Annotated in this window: 18 protein-coding genes, 1 pseudogene and 1 riboswitch; of the genes and pseudogenes, 9 read left to right on the plus strand and 10 right to left on the minus strand. The window is 35.1% G+C overall.

Annotation, left to right across the window (positions count from 1 at the left end):
- Window positions 1–90: 90 nt before the first annotated feature.
- Both ACGH4F_RS06585 and glnE read left to right on the plus strand, forming a co-directional pair.
- Window positions 91–1,035, plus strand: a complete 945-nt coding sequence (locus ACGH4F_RS06585) for an inorganic triphosphatase (protein ID WP_411590523.1) — start codon at window positions 91–93, stop codon at window positions 1,033–1,035.
- Window positions 1,036–2,172: 1,137 nt separating this feature from the next.
- Window positions 2,173–5,001, plus strand: coding sequence for a bifunctional [glutamate--ammonia ligase]-adenylyl-L-tyrosine phosphorylase/[glutamate--ammonia-ligase] adenylyltransferase (glnE, locus tag ACGH4F_RS06590; RefSeq protein WP_411590525.1), 2,829 nt, complete (start codon window positions 2,173–2,175; stop codon window positions 4,999–5,001).
- A gap of 168 nt (window positions 5,002–5,169) precedes the next feature.
- Here the strand turns inward: glnE and ttcA are convergent, their stop codons facing one another.
- Both ttcA and yeiP read right to left on the minus strand, forming a co-directional pair.
- Window positions 5,170–6,066: a tRNA 2-thiocytidine(32) synthetase TtcA gene (gene ttcA, locus ACGH4F_RS06595; protein ID WP_411590526.1), complete on the minus strand. Its 897-nt coding sequence runs from the start codon at window positions 6,064–6,066 to the stop codon at window positions 5,170–5,172.
- A 14-nt stretch (window positions 6,067–6,080) separates the two neighbouring features.
- Window positions 6,081–6,653, minus strand: coding sequence for an elongation factor P-like protein YeiP (gene yeiP / locus ACGH4F_RS06600; RefSeq protein WP_411590527.1), 573 nt, complete (start codon window positions 6,651–6,653; stop codon window positions 6,081–6,083).
- A gap of 116 nt (window positions 6,654–6,769) precedes the next feature.
- Between yeiP and ACGH4F_RS06605 the strand changes: the two genes are divergently transcribed.
- Together ACGH4F_RS06605 and ACGH4F_RS06610 are read left to right on the plus strand one after the other, a co-directional pair.
- Window positions 6,770–7,036, plus strand: coding sequence for a YkgJ family cysteine cluster protein (locus tag ACGH4F_RS06605; RefSeq protein ID WP_411590529.1), 267 nt, complete (start codon window positions 6,770–6,772; stop codon window positions 7,034–7,036).
- Window positions 7,037–7,249: 213 nt separating this feature from the next.
- Window positions 7,250–8,692 (plus strand): amino acid permease, encoded by a 1,443-nt coding sequence (locus tag ACGH4F_RS06610; protein WP_267360167.1) that lies wholly within the window; start codon window positions 7,250–7,252, stop codon window positions 8,690–8,692.
- A 121-nt stretch (window positions 8,693–8,813) separates the two neighbouring features.
- Here the strand turns inward: ACGH4F_RS06610 and infA are convergent, their stop codons facing one another.
- The 5 genes from infA to leuS all read right to left on the minus strand — a co-directional run bounded on the left by infA (window position 8,814) and on the right by leuS (window position 14,036).
- Window positions 8,814–9,032 (minus strand): translation initiation factor IF-1, encoded by a 219-nt coding sequence (gene infA, locus ACGH4F_RS06615; RefSeq protein WP_025315083.1) that lies wholly within the window; start codon window positions 9,030–9,032, stop codon window positions 8,814–8,816.
- A 231-nt stretch (window positions 9,033–9,263) separates the two neighbouring features.
- The gene (gene nadD, locus ACGH4F_RS06620) at window positions 9,264–9,920 is read right to left on the minus strand and encodes a nicotinate-nucleotide adenylyltransferase (RefSeq protein WP_411590531.1); all 657 of its coding nucleotides are present in this window, start codon (window positions 9,918–9,920) and stop codon (window positions 9,264–9,266) included.
- Window positions 9,914–10,918 (minus strand): DNA polymerase III subunit delta, encoded by a 1,005-nt coding sequence (gene holA, locus ACGH4F_RS06625; protein WP_411590533.1) that lies wholly within the window; start codon window positions 10,916–10,918, stop codon window positions 9,914–9,916. Before holA ends, nadD begins: the two co-directional genes overlap by 7 nt.
- 7 nt (window positions 10,919–10,925) lie before the next feature.
- Window positions 10,926–11,420 (minus strand): LPS assembly lipoprotein LptE, encoded by a 495-nt coding sequence (gene lptE / locus ACGH4F_RS06630; RefSeq protein ID WP_267352465.1) that lies wholly within the window; start codon window positions 11,418–11,420, stop codon window positions 10,926–10,928.
- 33 nt (window positions 11,421–11,453) lie between these two features.
- On the minus strand, window positions 11,454–14,036 hold the full coding sequence (gene leuS, locus ACGH4F_RS06635) for a leucine--tRNA ligase (RefSeq protein WP_267380744.1): 2,583 nt from the start codon (window positions 14,034–14,036) through the stop codon (window positions 11,454–11,456).
- 227 nt (window positions 14,037–14,263) lie between these two features.
- On the opposite strand from leuS, the gene ACGH4F_RS06640 reads away from it, so the two are divergent.
- Complete coding sequence (locus tag ACGH4F_RS06640; protein ID WP_411590535.1) at window positions 14,264–14,881, plus strand: hypothetical protein; 618 nt, start codon at window positions 14,264–14,266, stop codon at window positions 14,879–14,881.
- Between the two features lie 474 nt (window positions 14,882–15,355).
- Complete coding sequence (locus ACGH4F_RS06645; RefSeq protein WP_065559308.1) at window positions 15,356–15,976, plus strand: hypothetical protein; 621 nt, start codon at window positions 15,356–15,358, stop codon at window positions 15,974–15,976.
- 175 nt (window positions 15,977–16,151) lie between these two features.
- Here the strand turns inward: ACGH4F_RS06645 and bamD are convergent.
- Window positions 16,152–16,874, minus strand: a pseudogene (bamD, locus tag ACGH4F_RS06650) (outer membrane protein assembly factor BamD); the annotation flags it as partial.
- 89 nt (window positions 16,875–16,963) lie between these two features.
- On the opposite strand from bamD, the gene rluD reads away from it, so the two are divergent.
- Window positions 16,964–17,938 carry a 23S rRNA pseudouridine(1911/1915/1917) synthase RluD gene (gene rluD, locus ACGH4F_RS06655; protein WP_411590537.1) on the plus strand — a complete coding sequence of 325 codons (975 nt, stop codon included), beginning with the start codon at window positions 16,964–16,966 and terminating at the stop codon, window positions 17,936–17,938.
- Window positions 17,939–17,948: 10 nt separating this feature from the next.
- The gene (gene pgeF, locus ACGH4F_RS06660; RefSeq protein ID WP_411590561.1) at window positions 17,949–18,716 is read left to right on the plus strand and encodes a peptidoglycan editing factor PgeF; all 768 of its coding nucleotides are present in this window, start codon (window positions 17,949–17,951) and stop codon (window positions 18,714–18,716) included.
- 353 nt (window positions 18,717–19,069) lie between these two features.
- Here pgeF and ACGH4F_RS06665 read toward each other — a convergent pair whose 3' ends face one another.
- A complete protein-coding gene (locus ACGH4F_RS06665; protein WP_411590539.1) occupies window positions 19,070–19,684 on the minus strand; it encodes a 7-carboxy-7-deazaguanine synthase QueE in 615 nt (204 codons plus the stop codon).
- Window positions 19,685–19,686: 2 nt separating this feature from the next.
- Window positions 19,687–20,109 (minus strand): 6-carboxytetrahydropterin synthase QueD, encoded by a 423-nt coding sequence (queD, locus tag ACGH4F_RS06670; RefSeq protein ID WP_411590541.1) that lies wholly within the window; start codon window positions 20,107–20,109, stop codon window positions 19,687–19,689.
- Between the two features lie 3 nt (window positions 20,110–20,112).
- A riboswitch (PreQ1 riboswitch) is annotated at window positions 20,113–20,158 on the minus strand.
- 283 nt (window positions 20,159–20,441) lie between these two features.
- Here queD and clpB point away from each other — a divergent pair.
- The gene (clpB, locus tag ACGH4F_RS06675; protein ID WP_411590542.1) at window positions 20,442–23,012 is read left to right on the plus strand and encodes an ATP-dependent chaperone ClpB; all 2,571 of its coding nucleotides are present in this window, start codon (window positions 20,442–20,444) and stop codon (window positions 23,010–23,012) included.
- Window positions 23,013–23,237 lie beyond the last annotated feature (225 nt).

Here is a 23,237-nt window from a genome sequence, read left to right on the forward strand (position 1 = left end):
ATCAACTGTTTATTCCCACCTAATAGTGTATATTTATTTCATTAATCGGGATATGATATAGCAAATTAAATCATATTCCCGTTTAAATTCATGAGTAATGAAATTGAGTTAAAATTCCAGATAAATAATTGTGACATTGCTGATCTACAATCTTTTTTAAACCAATGGGCAAGTAGTGATGAGCTTGAGTTTTCGAGCTTATCGAACAATCAGCGTACATTTTCAACCTTATCTTTGTGTAACTGTTACTATGACACAGCGGATAATTATTTGCGAAATCATCATTGTGGATTAAGACTTAGAGTAACTGAAAGCAACGAAAGTAAACAGTACGAAATGACGTTAAAACGTGATAGTCATGCTATCGCCGGTTTGCATGAACGCACTGAATATAATGTTGATTTAAGTTGTCCACAACTCGATTTATCTCTATTTCCTGTAGGCGTATTTCCTAACAATTGTGACATCGAAAAGTTACAGAAAAATTTACAACCACTTTTTACTACTAACTTTACCCGTCAAGTGTGGTTAATCTCGTTTGCGAATAGCGAAATTGAAGTTGCTTTAGATTTAGGCAAAATAACCTCAAATGGTAAATTTAAACCAATACAAGAAGTTGAACTCGAAATAAAACAAGGCAATAAACAAGATTTGATTAACTTTGCGATTGAATTAAGTCGTTTTAACTTACATCTTTTTTCGCAGAGTAAGGCCTCAAGAGGTTACCGTTTATTATTAAATAAACCTGTTACTTCTGAACTCTTTTCTGCACAAATTGAACAAGATTTACCAAATTTACTCAACTTTTGGCAACAAAATGAAGAATATGCTTTAGAAAATAATGATTTCAGTTATTATAAACAGTTACTTATTCAAATAAACGAAGTATTAATAAACCTAAATCTTCAAATTGAGCCAGATTTTGAGCAGTGGCAAATGGCGATACAACGTATTGACTCGATTGCAAAGTTTGCTTATAGCGAGGTAAACACAAAACTCAAACTTAAACTAATTTCTGAAATAAATGGAATATAGGTATAACAATGAAATTGGACAGGACTTTTTTTAAACTACCACTATTATTAGTTTTATTTTATTGGTTATTTAATATTTTATATATCATAGTCTATGTTACTGGATTTGATGATTATCCTTTATTGTCAGATATGACAAATAATCAATTTATTCGGTATGTAACTAGGCAAGTCGTAATCAACTTCTTCTTCCAAATACCTTGTTCGATTGTTTTATTTGTTGTTTCCATCGTATTATTTAATAAATACTCCATTCATCAAGTCAATTCGAGAAATATTATTAATACTTTACTTGTTGCTATTTTATTTGCCTCAATGGAGGTTGCAGGACGATCGCTTTTCTACAGTGATATCTTTTTATGGGTTAGATCTAAACTTAATTATTCAAATTCTGTTATCTCTTCTTCGTCTCTAACTTATGAATTGATTAATTTTGTTAACATATTAATTAGTTATATTTTTATAACACTGTGGACTTATCTTAGTATCAAATTGTTGAATAAAAATTTTATTCGCATCAATGACGTATTAACTCAATCTGAAAGTCAGCGGTTACATTTTGGGTTATTTATTTCGCTTTATAATTGTTATTTTAGCACGTTGTTATTTCCTCTAATTTTTTTCGGTTATTATCACAGTTTAACAAGTTCAATTATTAATCTAACAATTTTAGTTCTATTTTTATTCATGACTAATTTGATAGGCTATTTTTTGTTGAGAAAATGTTTTACAGGCGTAACAGAAATTTTAAACCTGAAAAAACTTGTATTTAGTTCGCTATGTATATTTATTTTCAATTGTATCTTGGTTGCAATAATTTTTTGGGTATCTGTTTTTCTGGATAAATATTGTCGAGCATTTTATAGATTCTACAATAACTTTTCATTGTGTTATACATGGATAACGATAGCAATGGTGTTTATTTTAAGTTCGATACTGGTTAGAATTATGACTAAACTGTTATTTGATTCAAAAAAGAATAAAATTAATATCACGCAATAATACAAGTTGTTATAGATGTATTGGTGAAAATGAGTTTTAAAGAAATACATAGATTATGTTTTCGGTTATAGTAAATGGCGTTGATGCAATGATCTAACAAATCAAACCCGATAATACCTTGTGTGAGACAGAAAAAATGCCCCAATCTAATCTTTTTAAAGATCAAAAGCAAAGCGTTATCAATCAGCTTCAACATTGCGATCCAGTACTGGTACAAGCAAACCTTGATATTTTAGTCCAAAGTAATTTTCTTGTTGAGGCATTTTCTCGTTTTCCACATTGGCTTACTGATTTTGTACAAAACCCACCACTGGCAGATGAAAGACAATATTATCAATCTTGGTTGAATGAACAGTTAGTTTCAGTCATAGATGAAGCCTCGTTAATGAAAATATTAAGGCAATTTCGCCATAAAATGCTAATTCGTCTGGCATGGTCTCAATTAATAAAGGCAAGCAGTGATGAACAGATTTTGTTACAACTCAGTGAATTGGCAGAAATAATTGTTGTAACGGCTCGTGATTGGCTCTATTCATTAAGTTGTCAAGAATGGGGAACGCCAAGCAATATGCAAGGTAAACCCCAACCGTTATTGATTTTAGGTATGGGTAAATTGGGTGGTGGCGAGCTAAACTTTTCGTCTGATATTGATTTGATTTTCACTTATCCAGAACATGGACAGACACAAGGTGGACGTCGAGAAATGGATAATGCGGTTTTTTTTACGCGTTTAGGACAACGTTTAATTAAAACGCTTGATCAGATTACAGAAGATGGATTTGTTTACCGTGTTGATATGCGTTTACGCCCTTTAGGCGATGGCGGTCCATTGGTTCTTAGCTTTTCTTCTATGGAAGATTATTATCAAGAACAAGGTCGAGATTGGGAACGTTATGCAATGGTGAAAGCAAAGGTGTTAGGTGACCAACATGATCCTTATACCCAAGAACTCTATCAAATGCTTAAACCTTTTATTTATCGCCGTTATATCGATTTTAGTGTTTTACAGTCACTGCGAAACATGAAAAGTATGATTGAGCGAGAAGTCCGTCGTCGTGGCTTAAAAAACAATATTAAACTTGGCGCTGGCGGCATTCGGGAAATTGAGTTTATCGTTCAAGTCTTTCAACTTATTCGAGGTGGTCGAGTGGTTGGATTGCAGACACGTTCGTTATTAAGTGCTTTGCAGGTTATTGAACAAGAATCATTACTGAAACTCAGTGAAGTGATTTTACTTCGAGAAAATTATCTTTTTTTACGTCGTTGTGAAAACCTTTTACAAGCGATTAATGATGAGCAAACCCAAACTTTGCCAGACAATGAACTAGATCAAATGCGTTTAGCAATCAGTATGGGGTTTGACAATTGGGAAAATTTTGAACAAGACTTGGCAAAAAGAATGTTGATCAACCGTGAAATATTCAATGAATTAATCGGTGATGAACAGTCCGAATCCACCCAGTCTAAACAATATAATGATAAGTTTGATGATTTATGGGTACCAGACTTAGAATTAAGTGATGTCAAAGCGGTGTTACCTAACTATTGTGATCAAACGGCAAATCAGCTTTGTCAATTGTTGTTACAATTTCGCAATGATATTGGTAAACGGACAATAGGTGTGCGTGGGCGAGAAATCCTCGATCAACTTATGCCGAGATTATTAGAAATACTCTGCAATGAAAAAAATGCCTTAATTGTGTTAGCAAGAATTTTTCCTTTGTTAGTCAATATTGTTAGCCGTACCACCTATTTAGAATTATTACTTGAATATCCTACCGCATTGAAGCAGTTAATTCGGTTGTGTAGTGCTTCTCCAATGATTAGTGATCAGTTGGCACATTATCCGATCTTGTTAGATGAACTGATCGATATTCATTCACTTTATCAAACGGTTGCCCCTAATGAATATAAAAGTGAACTTTATCAATATTTGCTTCGCATTCAAGTTGATGATGAAGAACAACAACTTGAAGCGCTACGCCAGTTCAAGCAAATGCAATTATTGCATATTGCCGCAGCCGATGTTGCGCATGTATTAACCACCATGAAAGTGAGTGATCATTTAACGTTTGTGGCCGAAGCTCTCCTTGATTTTGTTGTTCAAATGGCATGGCATCAAATGATAGTTCGATATGGCAAGCCAGAACATCTTACTGATGACCATAAAGGTTTAGTGGTTATTGCGTATGGTAAATTGGGCGGTTGGGAGCTGGGTTATGGGTCGGATTTAGATTTAGTTTTTTTACATGACTGTCCTGTTAACAGTATGACTAGGGGTGAAAAACAGATAGATAGTCGTCAATTCTATCTTCGCTTAGTTCAGCGTATTATCCATTTATTCAATGTACGTACCAGTTTTGGTATTTTGTATGAAGTTGATGTTCGTTTACGTCCGCAAGGGGAAGCGGGTTTATTAGCTTGCAGTTTAGCTGCTTTTGAGGACTATCAAATGCAAGACGCATGGACTTGGGAGCATCAAGCATTAGTTCGCGCTAGAGCCATTTATGGCGAAGTTGAACTTATTGAGCGTTTTAAACAAATCCGACATAAAGTGCTTTGTAAAGTACGTGATGAACATCAATTAAAAACCGAAGTTAGAGAAATGCGTGAAAAAATGCGTACTCATTTGGGGTCAACTCAACCAGATTTATTTAATTTAAAAATTGATCAGGGTGGAATAGGGGATATTGAATTTTTATCACAGTATCTTGTGCTTAATTACGCACATCATTATCCTAAAATGACAACTTGGAGCGATAATGTTCGGATATTAGAATTAGCCGCTAATTATCAGATTATGGAACAGGATGAAGCCCAAAAGCTCACTCAAGCTTATATAGATATGCGTAACGAAATTCATCAATTATCATTACAACTATTACCCAGCACGGTTGATAACTCCTGTTTTGTTGAGGAAAAACAAATCGTCAATCAGAGTTGGTCTAAATGGTTAATAAATTGAAAAATATTAATGTTGATAATCAATTTAAACTTTATCGATAGAATAATCGATTGAATGTTATCAGTGAGTTAACGCTATTAAAATTGACGAAAAAATGATGTTTTAGATTTGTTATCCCACTAAAGTGTTGAGTGGGATAATTTTACAAAATAGCGATAATATAAAGATTTATTTAACTTCTTTCCATAAGATCATGTCTTGATCTTCAAGGTCGGATGCATCAAATCCAATCGATTGGGGCATATCTTCGTGATCAAATGCTATATCTCCTCCATCAATTACGTGATCCCCCTTTTTAATTCCTTTGAAATCAAAAAGTGAAGTATCACAAAGATGCGATAAGGTGATATTTTGGGTTGCACGGAACATGGTTTCAATGCGTCCGGGATATTTTTTATCCCATTCATTAAGCATCTCTTTAATCACTTGACGTTGTAAATTGGGCTGTGAACCACAAAGGTTACAAGGAATAATTGGGAATTGCTTAATTTCAGCATATTTTGCAATGTCTTTTTCTTTGCAATACGCAAGCGGACGAATAATGATATGTTCACCTGAATCATTCATTAATTTGGGTGGCATTGCTTTTAGTTTACCGCCGTAGAACATATTTAAAAACAAGGTTTCTAAAATATCGTCACGATGATGACCTAAGGCAATTTTTGTGGCGCCCAGTTCGGTTGCGGTGCGATATAAAATTCCACGGCGCAGACGTGAACAAAGCGAACAAGTTGTTTTACCTTCTGGTATTTTTTCTTTGACAATACCATAGGTATTTTCTTGAACTATTTTATATTCAATGCCTAATGACTCAAGGTATTGCGGTAATACATGCTCAGGAAATCCCGGTTGCTTTTGATCTAAATTAACGGCAATAAGATCAAAATTAATAGGCGCACTGATCTTTAAATTTAATAAAATATCAAGCAAGGTATAACTATCTTTACCGCCTGATAAACAGACCATAATACGATCGCCTTCTTCGATCATATTAAAATCAGCGATCGCTTCACCAGTAAGGCGACGCAATCGTTTATGGAGTTTGTTTTGATTATAGGTTTTCATGACAAATTAATACGTTATTCTGATCGTCCCATATAACGACGTTCGGCGATATGAATTTTGACCTTTTCATTGTTATCAATATATTCTGGAACTTGAATAACAAGTCCTGTTGATAATGTGGCTGGTTTAGTGCGAGCACTTGCTGATGCCCCTTTGATACTTGGTGAGGTCTCAATAATTTCTAGATCAACCGTTTGTGGTAATTCCAATGCAACGACTTCACCATCAGTCATGAGTACTTGAATGCCGTTCATGCCACCTTCTGGAATAAAAAGAAGTTCTTCTTCAATTTGTGCTTTTTTGAAAATAAATGGCGTATAGTCTTCATTGTCCATAAAGACATATTCATCACCATCGATATAGGAAAAGCTGACTGGACGTCGAAAAAGTTCAATGGTTTCGATAATATCGTCACCTTTAAATCGCTCTTCAACTTTACCGCCTGTCTTGACATCGGTAAAACGCATTTTATAGAGTGTACTTGCACCACGGGCACTTGGACTTTGAACATCAATGTCTTTAACCAGTAATAATTTGCCATTATAAGTGACGGCATCGCCACGTTTTATTTCATTTGCTTTTGCCATAATAGTTTCTTTGTAAGGTTTTAAAATTGAATTTAAAATTTAGCTCGCTATTTTACCGCTATCTTGCTATTGTCACCATCAAAATTTATCGATGTTCCTTAAATTAAAGGAATCTTATGACAGAATTGGTTAAATGTCGTCAAAATTGTGGGGCCTGCTGTATTGCACCTTCGATCTCGTCCATTATTCCCGGAATGCCCAATGGCAAGCCTGCCGGCGTGCCCTGTATCCATTTAGATAGTCGTTTTCAATGTCAACTCTTTGGACAATCCTCCAGACCAAGGGTTTGTTGTCGATTAAAGCCGTGTATGGAAATGTGTGGCAGTAATCGTAAACAAGCTTTAGATTATTTAACTCAATTAGAACAGGTCACTAGCGCTTGAATATTGCTAATATTTAACAAACTTGCGCTATTATTAGAATTATTTATCTCGTGTTGTTTTTTTTTTGATACACTTCACCGCATTTCATTATTTAATGATAAATATACACAATAATTAAGATAAATAGTGTTTTCTATCAATTTGTTAAAATAACCGATTGGAAACTGAAGTTTTCTTAATTACCTTTACTCTCTTTAAAAGAAGATTTTTGTTATGAAAAATAAATTAAAACGGGATTTAAAGGCTCGCCATTTAGCCATGATTGCAATCGGTGGTTCAATTGGGACAGGGCTTTTTGTTGCATCCGGTGCGACAGTTGCACAGGCAGGGCCTGGCGGTGCTTTGCTTTCCTATGCCATTATTGGTGTAATGGTGTACTTTTTAATGACCAGCCTTGGTGAACTTGCAGCATATTTACCTGTATCTGGGACATTTGCGACTTATGGCGCGCGTTATGTTGACGAGGCGTTCGGATTTGCGATTGGTTGGAATTATTGGTACAACTGGGCAATTACCGTCGCGGTTGATCTGGTTGCTGCGCAGTTGGTCATTTCGTATTGGTTTGATGCCGGAGCGTATAGTTGGCTTTGGAGTTTGCTATTCTTAAGCATTATCTTCTGTTTAAATTATATTTCTGTCAAAGGTTTTGGCGAAGCTGAGTTCTGGTTCTCATTAATTAAAGTTGTGACTGTTATCATTTTTATTGCAGTTGGCTTATTAATGATTGTCGGTATTTTACGTGGGAGTGAAAGCACTGGTTGGCAAAATTGGACTGTTGGTGATGCGCCTTTTGTTGGTGGCTTTTCTTCGATGATTGGTGTTGCTATGGTGGTTGGTTTTTCATTCCAAGGCACAGAACTCATTGGTATTGCAGCCGGTGAATCAAAAGATCCTGAAAAAAATATTCCTAAAGCCATGAAACAAGTTTTTTGGCGTATTTTGCTATTTTATATTTTTGCAATTTTAGTCATCAGTTTAATTATTCCTTATACCGATCCTAATTTACTTCGTAATGAAGAGACCGACATTAGTGTCAGCCCATTTACATTAGTATTCCAACATGCGGGCTTATTATCGGCAGCAGCCATAATGAATGCGGTTATTCTAACGTCAGTCTTATCCGCAGGTAATTCTGGTCTATATGCCTCGACACGTATGCTATATGCCTTAGCAAAAGAAGGAAAAGCACCTAAAATCTTTTCAAGATTATCTTCAACGGGTGTGCCTCGATTTGCATTATTAGCCACAACATTTGTTGCTATGTTATGTTTTTTAACATCAATGTATAAAGATCAAGAAGTTTATTTATGGCTTCTTAATATGTCGGGGATGACCGGATTTATTGCTTGGCTTGGGATTGCGATTAGTCATTATCGATTCAGAAAAGGATACATGGCTCAAGGTTTTGATGTGAATAAATTACCTTATCGTTCAAGTTGTTTCCCTTTTGGCCCTATATTTGCTTTTGTACTTTGTCTCACCATCACCCTTGGGCAAAACTATGAAGCATTTTTACAAGATACCATTGATTGGAATGGTGTAATAGCGACTTATGTTGGTATCCCGTTATTCTTTATTATTTATTTGGGTTATAAGATTGTGAAGAAAACTAAATGGGTGAAATACGAAGATATGGATTTTTCTCAAACGGATTAGTTTGAGAAAGTTGGTTAAAATTTCTCTTCCGTCGACATTTATGTCGACGGAATTTTATTAAAAAAGAGAAAAATAACCAATAAGGTTAATTAATTTTTAAATAACAAGTTTGATAACGATATTAGCGACTACGGAAGATGATACGTGCTTTAGAAAGATCGTAAGGCGTCATTTCAACAGTAACTTTATCGCCAGTTAAAATACGAATATAGTTTTTTCGCATTTTGCCAGAAATATGTGCAGTAACGACATGACCATTTTCAAGTTCAACACGAAACATCGTGTTAGGAAGAGTATCAAGTATGGTACCTTGCATTTCAATGTTATCTTCTTTTGCCATTGGGGCCTCTTAATAATAAAAACAAATTAACTATACACAACTCGTTTATGATATCCCTTTTATTTTTGAGGGAAAGAAAAGTCAACTTTGGATGCTTTTCTTAAATGACTAGTTCAGTATTTTATCATAAGATAAAATGATAGTGTGTATAAACATAAAAAAGCTCAACTTACAACATATAAGTATCGCCGCAAAATAATGCCGAAAAAACTCCCAGAAGTAAAGTCATTTCTAAATTTTCTTTGTCTGGTAAAGACCTTGTTGGTGGATATATTGCCAAACTTTTAGTGGTAATAGACCTTCACAACTTTGTTGATTCTTAATTTTTTGCCTGATTTGCGTTGCTGAAATATTTTCTAAAGGCGTATCAGAAAAATAGATACATCCTTGAGCAGAATCATGCAAATTTTTTATATTAGTCGTACGATTTTTATCAATCCATTGTTGAAATTCAACATTATCAGTTCTTGCGGCATAATTTGGTCGCTGACAAATAATCAAATGGCAATAATCGAGTAATGATTGCCATTTATACCAACTGGGCAAATTCAGTAATGAATCTTGCCCCATAATGAATGCAAGTGATGCGGTTTTCCCATTTTTATGACGCCATTGCTTTAAAGTATCGATGGTATAAGAAGGTCGATTTACAGTGCTAGGAACAATTTCACAGGTGTCAACGGTAAACAAAGGTAAATCTTCAATGGCTAATGCTAACATTGCCAGACGCTGTTGTGTGGTTGCTTCTGGTTGCGCTTTATGTGGTGGTATTTTATTGGGTAATAAAACTATCTGTGTCAAACCCACTTCTTGCGCTAATGAAATTGCAGTGCGTAGATGACCATAATGAATAGGATCGAACGTGCCACCAAATAAAGCGGTTAGCATTGATTTAATCCCATAAATTGCATCATCAAACTGGTCAAATTGTCCCAAATTTGCAATTGGCTATCATGCTTTAAACCGATCTCAATATCGGTCAATTTTGCCAAAGTGGTAAATAAATTTTTGATATCACAACGCGTTAAATAGGCGGTATATAAAGCTCTTTTGTTTTGCCATATTTTATATTCATCAAACGCTTGTTTAAGCGATTTTTTTTCTGAAGATTTTTTTAAATTAATAAGTAGAATTAGCTCTCGTTGAAAAATTCGCATTAAAATCAGTGGTTCCAAATCATTCATTTTTAGTTGGTGTAATATATGTGTTGCACGTTTAGATTTATTGGCAACCATGGCATCAATCCAATGATAAGGCGTAAATACAGCCGAATCATTAATGTTATTTTCAACTTGATCATAACTAATGGTATGATTTGGATATAGTAATTTTAATTGTTCAATAATTTGTGTTAATGCGAGTAAATTACCTTCATAATAATAACAAAGTAGTTCAATCGCTTGTGGTTCGATGCTTATTTGTCTGTGCTGAAGATGACTTTTTATCCAATGAGGTAATTGTAAGGTATCGGGCGTGACGCAATTAACGACAACAAGTTTATCGTTTAACGCTTTATACCATGTTGCGTTTTCCTGGGTTTTAGTGATTTTGTTTAAACTGATTATTAGCGCAATTTCAGGGGTTAAAACGTCACTTAGTGTATTAAGCTTTGTTATTAAGGCTGTGTTTAATGCATTATCACCAAAATCAAGAAAGATAAGCGTGTTATTCGAAAATAGATTTAATGCCTGACAACTGTCATAAATTGCTGACCAATCGGTTTGATTGTCTATCGTATATGTCAGTTGCTCATCGAATCCTTTCTGTTTAAAAGTATGACGCAATTGAGTTTGTGCATAATATTGCAAATAGGGATCACTTCCTACTAATAAATAATAGGGTGATCCTAGGTGATTAGTAATTTGATCAGCATTGATTTTAATCATAACAACGTTATTTTTTGGCATCTACAGATTTTAATTTACCTATAATCTGTTTTGCTGCTTGCCTATACATTTCGTCTTCGATTAAATTCTGCTCTGCTGTTTTGGATAATGGCGTTGATGGATTATCAAAGAATGTACGGAATATCCGTACATTAATTGGATATATTTGCTTACCATTGATTACGGCTTGAGCATGGACGGTTAAAACTAATTGATATTCAGCAGCTTTACCGTCTTGATAAATCGATATAGTATTACGATCAATATTTTCATTGGTGATATTCAGTGTCGGATATTTGCCTGAAGCATCATCATTGACTAGTGTGATATGATTATCATGCAAGAGTTCTTTAACATATCTTGATAATTTACCATAAGGATCATAACTTACGTAAGACATGGTTTTAAATCGTGCAGGTATCTCTGTTTCATTTTGCAAATGAAATCCACACCCTGTCAGTGATATTGCCATTAGCATGATTAAGACGATATATTTTTTCATAAGTATTACCACCAATTTTCGTTATTAACAATATTAACCAACAACCAAATTCAATAATTTACCTGGTACATAAATGACTTTACGAATAGTCACATCTGCCAAATATTTTTGTATATTAGGTTCTTGTTTAGCTTGTTCTACAACAAAATCTTGCTCAGCATTAGCAGGTACAGTGAATTTGCCCCGAACTTTACCATTAATTTGTACTACGATAAGTTTTTCATCTTCAATCATCGCTGATTCATCAGCAATCGGCCATGTTGCATCATCGATTGATTCACTATGCCCTAATGCTTGCCACATAATAAAACAGACATGCGGAATCATTGGATAAAGTAAACGAACAATCGCGTTTAAAGCTTCGTTCATTAATGCATAATCTTGATCGTTTTCTAAAGGTGCTTTTTGTAGACGATTCATAAACTCCATGACAGCAGCAATTGCCGTATTAAATGTTTGTCGACGTCCAATATCATCACTGACTTTGGCAATGGTTTTATGAAGTTCACGACGCAATGTTTTTTGTTCAGCATTCAATTGTGTCACATCTAATTTGACACTTTTACCTTGCTGTGCATATTCATACACTAAACGCCAAACACGTTTAATAAAACGGTTAGCCCCTTCAACACCTGATTCTTGCCATTCAAGCGTCATATCAGCAGGCGAGGCAAACATCATAAATAATCGAACTGTGTCAGCACCATATTTTTCAACCATTTCTTGTGGATCGATGCCGTTATTTTTCGATTTCGACATTTTAGTCATACCTGCATGCACAAGTTCATTGCCTTTGCTGTCGATTGCTTTACAAATGCGACCTTTTTCATCACGTTCAATGGTGACTTCGGTCGGTGATACCCAAATGCGTTCGTTTGTTGGACTGGTATAATAAAATGCATCAGCAAGTACCATTCCTTGACAAAGTAATCGTTTAGCTGGTTCATCAGAGCTGACTAAGCCAAAATCACGCATTAATTTATGGAAGAATCTAAAATAAAGTAAATGCATAATGGCATGTTCAATACCACCAACGTACTGATCGACAGGTAACCAGTAATTCGCTGCTTTTTCATCTAACATGCCCTTGTCATAGTGCGGACAAGTATAACGTGCGTAATACCATGATGATTCCATAAAGGTATCAAAGGTATCGGTTTCTCGTAATGCCGCTTGACCATTAACAGTCGTTTTTGCCCAATTTGGATCGGCTTTAATTGGACTTGTGATCCCATTCATTTCGACGTCTTCAGGTAAAATAACCGGTAATTGGTCTTCTGGTGTCGGAATGGTGGTTCCATCTTCAAGGGTGACCATTGGAATTGGTGCGCCCCAATAACGTTGACGGGAAACACCCCAATCACGCAAGCGATAATTGACTTTACGCTCACCAATACCCAATGCAGTCAATTTGTCGGCGATCGCATTGAATGCTTGCTCAAAATTAAGTCCATCAAATTCACCCGAGTTAAATAGCTTACCATGTTCTGTATAAGCATTTTCAGACAGGTCAGGAGCTTGCCCATCTTGATTTAAGATAACTGGTTTAATTGGCAGATTATATTTTGATGCAAACTCATAATCTCGCTCATCATGTCCCGGTACTGCCATCACAGCACCAGTGCCATATTCAATTAAGACAAAGTTGGCAATCCATACCGGCACTTTATTACCCGTTAACGGGTGAATAGCATAAAATCCAGTAGCGATGCCTTTTTTCTCCATTGTTGCCATATCGGCTTCTGCCGTTTTGGTATTTTTGCATTCTGCAATAAATTCAGCAATTTTCGGATTATTTTTCGCTGCTAATTGTGCTAGTGGGTGCTCAGCGGCAACTGAGACAAAACTTACGCCCATTAAGGTATCAGGGCGGGTTGTATAAACACGCAATTTATCATTGTAGTTTTCTACAGCAAAATCAAATTCGACCCCTTCAGAACGACCAATCCAGTTTCGTTGCATTGTTTTAACTTGTTCTGGCCAATCTTCAAGCGTATCTAAATCATTGAGTAGCTCTTCGGCATAGTCAGTAATTTTGATAAACCATTGTGGGATCTCTTTACGCTCGACGGGGGTATTACAGCGCCAACAGCAACCTTCAACGACTTGTTCGTTCGCCAGTACAGTTTGATCGTTAGGGCACCAGTTAACTGCTGAAGTCTTTTTGTAAACTAAACCTTTTTCATAAAGTTTAGTAAAAAACCATTGTTCCCATTTGTAGTATTCTGGTCGGCAAGTGGTGACTTCACGATCCCAATCATAACCAAAACCTAATAATTGTAATTGCTTTTTCATGTAAGCAATATTTTCGTAAGTCCATTTTGCTGGTGCGGTATTGTTTTTTACTGCCGCCCCCTCAGCGGGTAAACCGAAAGCATCCCAACCTATTGGTTGTAATACATTTTTACCATTTAGACGTTGATAACGTGAGATCGTATCACCGATTGTATAATTACGGACATGACCAAGATGCAAACGACCTGAAGGATAAGGAAGCATTGACAAGCAGTAATACTTCTCTTTAGATGCATCTTCAGTAACGTGAAATGTTTTGTTCTCTAGCCAATGTTGTTGAACTTTGGCTTCAATCTCATCTGGGCGATATTGTTCTTGCATGACGAATTAATGTCCTATCTATTATTGCTAATAAAAAATAATTTGCTAATTGTATTGGTTATTGGCACGTTTTACAAACGATATATGAAACAAGGAGAATGATTTGATACCAATATTTATAAGAATTAAAATCAATAGAGTTAACAAAATAAAAGAAATAAATCTTTGCTTCTCAATATATTTAAAAAAACTTAAGATATATTTCTAAAAAATATAAGGAATAGCTTATGGAAAATCGTACATTTGGATTTCGTTGTTTCACTCGTCGCTCATTTATTGTTTTAGTTATATCAGTTATTAGCTTTGCTTCATTTGTCGCAGGTTATCTCATTTTTTTATTTACCTCTGATGCTGTCATGCCTTTGATCCCCAAACAATATTTTATGGAGATTCTTTTTGGTGGAATCCTTGTGTTGAGCTTACTTTCTGGCGTTTTGTTTGCTATAAGTATTGTGAGTTTATTCCGTAACAAAATGACGTTTAATGTCAATTCATATTCGATTAATATTGATGACCATAAAAAATTGAATCAAATGTTTCAATGGTCAGCATTACAAAAAGTAATAATGTTTAAAGTCGAAAACGCTGTTTGGATTAATCAGACACTTATCCTGGAATTTGACAATGAGCGTATTAATATGCAGATAGTAAAGGGAAGAATTCCACTATTATCCAAAAAAGATATCGATCAATTTTTTGAATTTACACAATATCTTCATGAACAAGTTCTCAAACCAGATTTTACATTATTCTCGGTGGATAAAACTTTATCATCTAAAACAGCTGAATTTCTAGTGGATGTTTCACATGATTTAGAATATCGTTACCTTTATATCAGAAAGTAGCTAATGCGCATATGTTGTTTGTAAATTAGTGATAAAACAATGGCTATTGAATGGTTAAATAGCCATCAACTGTTTTGATAAACGTTAACTGTCTTTTAATTGGTCAATATAATAGCTATCATTAAACACACTTAAGATACGAGAAAGAATGATTTTTCTCTTCAACCGGTATATTTTCGAAATTGGTTTAAATAAGTTCATCGACTTTTGGGGCTTCAATCTCATCTAGGCAATATTGTTCTTATGTGATGAATATATGTCCTATCTATTATTGCTAATAAAAAATAATTTGGTAACTCTATTGGCACGTTTTATAAACGATGTAAGAAACAAGAAGAATGATTTGATACCAATATTTATATGAATTAAACACAATAAAGTTAACAATATAAATAAAAAGAAATAAATCTTTTCTTCTCAAAGTATTTAAAAAAAACTTAAGATATATTTCTAAAAAAATATAAGGAATAACTTATGGAAAATCGTACATTTGAATTTCGTTGTTTTACTCAGCGCTCATTTAAAAATTTAATGATACTCATTTGTTGCTTTGGTGTTTTAGTCCTTGGTTGTCTCATGTATTTATTTTTCTCTGATGCGATCATGCCGATGATTCCCAACCGGTACTTTGAGGTCATTTTTATTGTTGGACTGCTTGTTCCGGAATTATTTTCTATCTTTCTATTTGCTATATGTATTGCTCGCTTGTTTCGTAAAAAAATGACGATTAATGTCAATTCATATTCGATTAGTATTGATGACCATAAAACATTGAATCAAACGTTTCAATGGTCAGCATTAAAAACAGTAATAATGTATAAAAGTACCGTAGTGCTATATCAAACGATTATTTTGGAGTTTAACAATAAGCTTATTAATATGATGATGGCAAAAAGTATATATTTATCCAAAAAAGATATTGATCAATTTCTTCAATTTATACAATATGTCGAAGAACAAATTATAAAGCCAGATTTTACATTATCCTCATCGGATACAACTTTATCAACTAAACTTACCCAAGAACTAACAAAAGCATTAACAAATATAAATGATGATCATGGAGTATACCGTTATTTATATGTCAGAAGGTAACGAGGCAATGTTTCTTGATGATAAAATACTAATATGGCTATTTAAACAATTAAATAGCCATACTCGATTTTATACAAATTTGGATATGAAGTGATTAATTTAATTAGCCGCCATTAAAGACGCTAGTAAACCGTGAAAAGAATGACTTTTGTTGCTCTTTGGGCATATTTTCAAGATTAGCTTGAATGAGTTTATCAACATTTTCGACTTCTGCCGTTAACCCTAATTCTTGATAAGCATTGCGCATTAACAATAGAGCAGATTTTGTTGAATCTGTATCGGGAAATAGGGATAGCATTTGTGTCACACGATTAATGACAGCGACATACGCCCCACGTTTGGTGTAAAATTCAGCCACTTTTAACTGATAACGTGCTATTCTATTTTTTAAAAAAACTAAGCGTTTTTGTGCATCAGCGGCATAATAACTTGATGGAAAACTGGAAACGAGGTAGGAAAAATCTTTAAAAGCCGTGATCGCATATTGGGAATCGCGATCTGAACGATCAACATTGAACCAACCTTGAATCATATTGTCATCTTGAGCCATATTAGATAGGCCACGCATATATATCACCCAATCAACATTTGGATGAGTCGGATTCAATTTTAAAAAACGGTCTATTAAGGCTACAGCTAGTGGTAAATCTGCAGTTTTGTAATATGCATAAATTAAATCAAGTTGAACTTGTTGAGAATAGGGACCAAAAGGGTAACTTTTATCCAATGCTTCTAAAACAGTAATACTTGATTTTAAATTACCACTATTAAGTGCATCTTGTGCTTTACTATGGAGTTCAACCTCTGATACATTTTCAACATCAGGCTTTGTTGATGTACAACCAATAAGCACACCACTTAATGCGATAGCCAATAACGAGTGTAAGCGTAATTTCATTCAGTTTCCAATCCAAAAAATAAACAATAACCGTTATGATTAGTATATAATACTCTAAAACATATCAGCTTAAAATAGATAAATTACATATGCAAGAATTAAAATTATCAAATCAAATTGAGTCAACTCAACTTGGGATGCGTTTAGACCAAGCATTATCAGAACTTTTCCCCGATTATTCTCGCTCAAGAATTAAAGACTGGATTATCAATAATAAAGTATTAGTAAACGATGTGATAGTTAATAAACCCAAAGAGAAAGTATTGGGTGGTGAAAAAATTATTATTCATGCTGAGATTGAAGAAGAGACTTATCATCAACCAGAAGATATTAAATTAAATATTGTTTATGAAGATGATGATATTTTAGTGATAAATAAACCACGTGATTTAGTTGTTCACCCTGGTGCAGGTAATCCAAATGGCACAGTATTAAATGCGTTATTACATTACTGTCCTGAAATTGCTCGCGTTCCACGTGCAGGTATTGTTCATCGGTTGGATAAAGACACGACCGGTTTGATGGTCGTTGCTAAAACTATCGTTGCCCAAACGCATTTAGTCGAATCGCTACAATTAAGAGAAATAACCCGTGAGTATGAAGCGGTAGCTATGGGTATTATTACGGCGGGAGGAACGATAGATCAGCCGATTACCCGACACCCTACCAAACGAACTCATATGGCTGTGTTTCCGACAGGAAAACCTGCTGTAACACATTATCGTGTTTTAGAAAAATATCGATTGCATACAAGATTGCGTTTACGATTAGAAACTGGACGAACACACCAAATTCGAGTACATTTAGCACATATTGCTCATCCTTTGGTCGGTGATCCTCTTTATGGCGGACGTCCAAGACCACCAAAAGGGGCAAGCGAAACACTTATTAACACATTACGAGAATTTGATAGGCAAGCATTACATGCAACCATGTTAAGGTTATATCATCCAATAACGGGTGAGCAAATGGAATGGCATGCGCCTATACCAGAAGATATGCAAAGACTAGTTGAAGCATTACAAGAAGATACAGAATTATATAAACATGAGCTGGATTGGTGAAAGAAAAATGATTAAATCGATTTATCCTTACTGGTTTGCGCCGAAAAATGTTCGAGCGTTGACCACAACACGAATGGGCGGTGTCAGTATGCCGCCATTTGAAAGTTTAAATATGGGAGGGCGTACAGGTGATAATATAAATGATGTTGCAGAAAACCGAAAACGCTTAATTACCGCTGAACAGATACTCAGCGAACCTTATTGGCTTAATCAAACTCATAGTACTGTCGCCCTTGATATTTCACAAATAAAATTACAACCCCCCACTGGAATCGTTAATAATAAACAAATATTTGAAGCTGATGCGGCTTATACTCATCAAGCAAAGCAAGTATGTGTTGTGTTAACTGCCGATTGCATGCCTTTATTATTTTGCTCTTCGAAAGGCGATGAGGTCGCGGCAGCGCATGCGGGTTGGCGAGGATTGTGCAATGGAATTTTAGAAGAAACCGTTAAAAAATTCTCCTGTAAACCATCCGAAATTATGGTTTGGATGGGACCAGCCATAAGTGCCAAAAAATATGAAGTAGGGGAAGAAATAAAAAAACAATTTGAGGCCATCGATCCAGAAGCAAAAAGTGCATTTAAATTAATCAATATACCAGAGCAAAAATATTTGGCCGATCTCTACTTAATTGCCAAACAACGTTTGAATTCAATAGGTGTAAATAAAATATTTGGTGGTGATTATTGTACTTATACAGAACAAGATAAATTCTTTTCTTATCGACGAGAAAACCGAACAGGAAGAATGGCATCAATGATTTGGTTTGAGTGATATTTAAAAAAATGGTGCAAACATTCTCAGATTAGCTGGCAAATAAAGAAACCAATCATGACGTTCCTCAGTTATTCTATTTTGGTGACTTAAAATATAAAACTTCTCTTCTGCCAGCTAAATAATCATTCTTACGTGTTTAACTTAGTGAAGTTAAGTTAATTTTCATTAAAAATTTATCTTTCATGTTTTGAGCAAGTTAATCTTGGCTAATAGTATGCAAAGTTCAAACATGTTATTCTTATTTTCGTAACAAAAACTTTATTAAATTATTAAGTTATATAACCATCACAATCGTTCAGGGCAAAATTATGAGCCGTTAACGGTAAACAGATGTGCTTTTTCGTGATTAATTATTCAATATTAGCAAATTTATGCGTTTGAATATTCAGTAACCATTTATTTTCCATACGATTTTGATTAATTTGTCCAAGTAATATGATTGTGTCATGCATGTTAAACTCGCCATTTCTTTCACAAGGCGATAAGTAATAGCGTTTAGCTTGAATATTTTGTTCTATATATTGGCAAAACGAAATGAAGTCAGGATGATTTTCAGCAACGATTCTCACTTCATTAGCAATTGACTGAACTATTTTTTGATAACGTGATTGATAGCAAAACTTAGGACTGAGAGCAATATAGTCAATTAAAGCGTCGACTTTGCCTAAACCATTACTTTCAATAGCAATAAAATAACCCGCTTGTTTAAGGGGTAAGAGTAATTTAGATAGATCTTTAACTAAGGTTGGCTCGCCACCCGTAATAATGATATTTTTGCTTTTATACTGTTTCACTTTGTCGAGAAGTTGATCTAATGTGAAACGGGTATATTGGCGAAAATTGGTATCACACCAACAACAATTTAGATTACAACCTGCCAAGCGAATAAAAATGGCGGGCATACCGGTATTATAACCTTCGCCTTGCAGTGATTCGAAGATTTCAACAATACGAAACTCAAGCATAGTTAACCCCGTTGATACTCGCAGTATGAGCTTGGGGTTTCCCACAGTTTAATCTTGGATATGGGTAAATAGTTCGATAAACAATCAAAAATGTATTGACTCATTCCTTCAGCGGTTGTGCGACACGGAAAAGCAAATGTTTTTCGATCCATTTCTTGCAATAAGGTAGCAATACGGCATTCATTAACATTATTTTGGTGGTAAAGATAAGCATGATCGAGCGGATCAATAATATGTTTTTTTACAATGGATTTGAGATCAGCGTAATCCATTACCATATCTTCGCTGGAACCCTTACTAATGAGTTCACCACTAATTTCGACAACTAAACGGTAAGTATGACCATGCAGGTTATGACATTTCTTGTTATGCCCGTCTAACATGTGACAAGCATCAAATTGGAACTCTTTGGCAATTTTGAACATTTTACATTCCTAGTTTTTTTTCGTGGGATGGATCACGAACCACGGTTAGTTAACCTAACAGAAGAAAGCGGTTAATATAATAGATATCAAGTTATTTGTCACCTTTCAATTATTATCTGAAACCGGATATCTTATTTAGGATGCGATTGTAAATATATTTAAATTTATCATTTTTAGGTCTAAAATGTTTCACGTTAGCCAGTTTTTATTATCTGTAAAAAAATTCTTGACAAGCTCTTGAAATTTTTCCTTCCACACTCATTTAGTCATTATGCAAATGGAATAAGTGTTTAATCATTTATGCCAAATTTATTGCTAAGGAGATAGATAATATGAGGTTAGATAAACTCACAAACAAATTTCAACAAGCTTTAGCTGATGCGCAGTCTTTAGCATTAGGTAAAGATAATCAGTATATAGAGCCTATCCATGTACTCTCAGCAATGCTTAATCAAGAAGGTAGTAGTGTTAAACCATTATTGGCTGCTGCTGGAGCAAATAATGCCATTTTACAACAAGAATTAAATCAATCCATTGACCGATTACCTCAAGTGCAGGGTGTCGGTGGCGAAGTAATTCCTTCTCAAGATTTAATTAAAGTTTTAAATTTATGCGATAAATTATCTCAAAAAAATGGAGATAGTTATATCTCTTCAGAGCTATTTATATTAGCTGCATTAGATGAAAAAGGGAGCCTTGGCGATATCCTAAAAAAATCGGGTGTCACTAAAGATAAATTTCTTCAAGCAGTCAATCAATTAAGAGGAAGCGACAACGTGAATGATCCAAATGCAGAAGATCAACGTGGTGCGTTGAAAAAATACACTATTGATTTAACACAGCGTGCAGAACAAGGTAAACTCGATCCAGTTATTGGGCGTGATGAAGAGATTCGCCGTACGATACAAGTGTTACAACGTCGTACCAAAAATAATCCTGTGTTAATTGGTGAACCGGGTGTGGGTAAAACTGCGATTGTTGAAGGTTTAGCACAACGTATTGTGAATCGTGAAGTCCCCGAGGGATTACGTAATAAACGTGTCTTATCCTTGGATATGGGAGCCTTAATTGCTGGTGCTAAATATCGTGGTGAGTTCGAAGAGCGTTTGAAAGCTGTCCTTAAAGACATCGCTAAAGAAGAAGGTCGTATTATTCTGTTTATCGACGAAATTCACACTATGGTCGGTGCAGGTAAAGGCGATGGTGCTATGGATGCCGGAAACATGTTAAAACCAGCATTAGCTCGTGGTGAATTACACTGCGTTGGGGCAACAACACTTGACGAATATCGTCAATATATTGAAAAAGATCCTGCATTGGAACGTCGTTTTCAAAAAGTTTATGTGGCTGAACCGACTGTTGAAGACACCATTGCCATTTTGCGTGGTTTGAAAGAGCGTTATGAATTGCATCATCATGTTCAAATTACCGATCCAGCCATTGTGGCTGCGGCAACCTTATCGCATCGTTATATTTCAGATCGTATGTTGCCAGATAAAGCTATTGACTTGATTGACGAAGCTGCATCGAGTATTCGTATGCAAATGGATTCTAAGCCAGAATCATTAGATCGTCTTGAAAGACGTATCATTCAACTTAAACTTGAGCAACAAGCGCTTAAAAAAGAGTCGGATGATGCCAGTAAAAAACGACTTGAGATGTTAAATAATGAACTTGCTGAAAAAGAAAAGGATTATGCGTCACTTGAAGAAGAGTGGAAATCAGAGAAAGCTGCACTTTCGGGTACTCAGAATATCAAAGCAGAGTTGGAAAAAGCTCGCACTGAGATAGAACAAGCTCGTCGAGCTGGGGATTTAAACAAGATGTCGGAATTGCAATATGGCAAAATTCCGGAACTTGAAAAGAAACTCGCAACAGCTACGCAATTAGAAGGTAAAACCATGAAATTATTGCGTAATAAAGTGACCGATAACGAGATTGCCGAAGTTTTATCGAAAGCGACGGGTATTCCTGTTTCGAGAATGCTTGAAAGCGAAAAAGATAAATTATTACACATGGAAGACGCTTTACATAAACGTGTTATTGGGCAAGATGAAGCTGTTGTCGCTGTTGCAAATGCTATTCGTCGTAGCCGTGCTGGTCTTTCTGATCCGAATAAACCGATAGGGTCTTTCTTATTCTTAGGCCCAACAGGTGTGGGTAAAACCGAGCTTTGTAAAGCATTGGCAAACTTTATGTTTGATAGTGAAGATGCAATGGTACGGATTGATATGTCTGAATTCATGGAAAAACATTCCGTTGCTCGCTTAATTGGTGCGCCTCCTGGTTATGTTGGTTATGAAGAGGGCGGATATTTAACCGAAGCCGTACGACGTCGACCTTATTCAGTAATTTTACTGGATGAAGTGGAAAAAGCGCATCCGGATGTCTTTAATATTTTATTACAAGTCTTAGATGATGGTCGCTTAACTGACGGACAAGGTCGTACAGTGGATTTCCGCAATACGGTTATTATCATGACATCTAACTTGGGTTCTGATTTAATTCAAGGACAAGTTGAGCTTAGTTATGACGAAATGAAAGCATTAGTTATGACCGTGGTAACTAAACATTTTAGACCTGAATTTATCAACCGTATTGATGAAACGGTGGTCTTCCATCCACTGGGTCAAGAAAACATCAAAGCGATTGCTAGAATTCAATTGGCACATGTTGAAAAACGCTTAGATGAGCGAGGTTATGAAATGGATATTTCTGATGCAGCGTTAGAACATCTTGCTAAAGTTGGTTTCGATCCAATTTATGGTGCAAGACCGTTAAAACGCGCTATTCAACAAGAAATTGAAAACCCATTAGCACAACAAATATTGTCCGGTAAATTAGTACCAGGTAAAACCATTCATTTGGATTTAGTGGGTGATAATATCGAAGCTAAACAGTAATCAACAAATAAACCGACCTTAATGGTCGGTTTTTTTTATTATACCGATCCGTCACTTTAACAGTGTATATTGCGGTAGATAAGTCATCGTCAATTTTAGATCTCTCAATAATCAATCGATCCATTCTCGTTTTAACTCATTTGCATTAATAATAACTTTAACATATTAATAATATTGAGTATTTCCTAATAGAAAAACATCAATAGAATTTAAATGACTTCATTT

It is taken from the genome of Gilliamella sp. CG35, assembly GCF_046635745.1.
Taxonomy (GTDB): Bacteria; Pseudomonadota; Gammaproteobacteria; order Enterobacterales; family Orbaceae; genus Gilliamella; species Gilliamella apicola_I.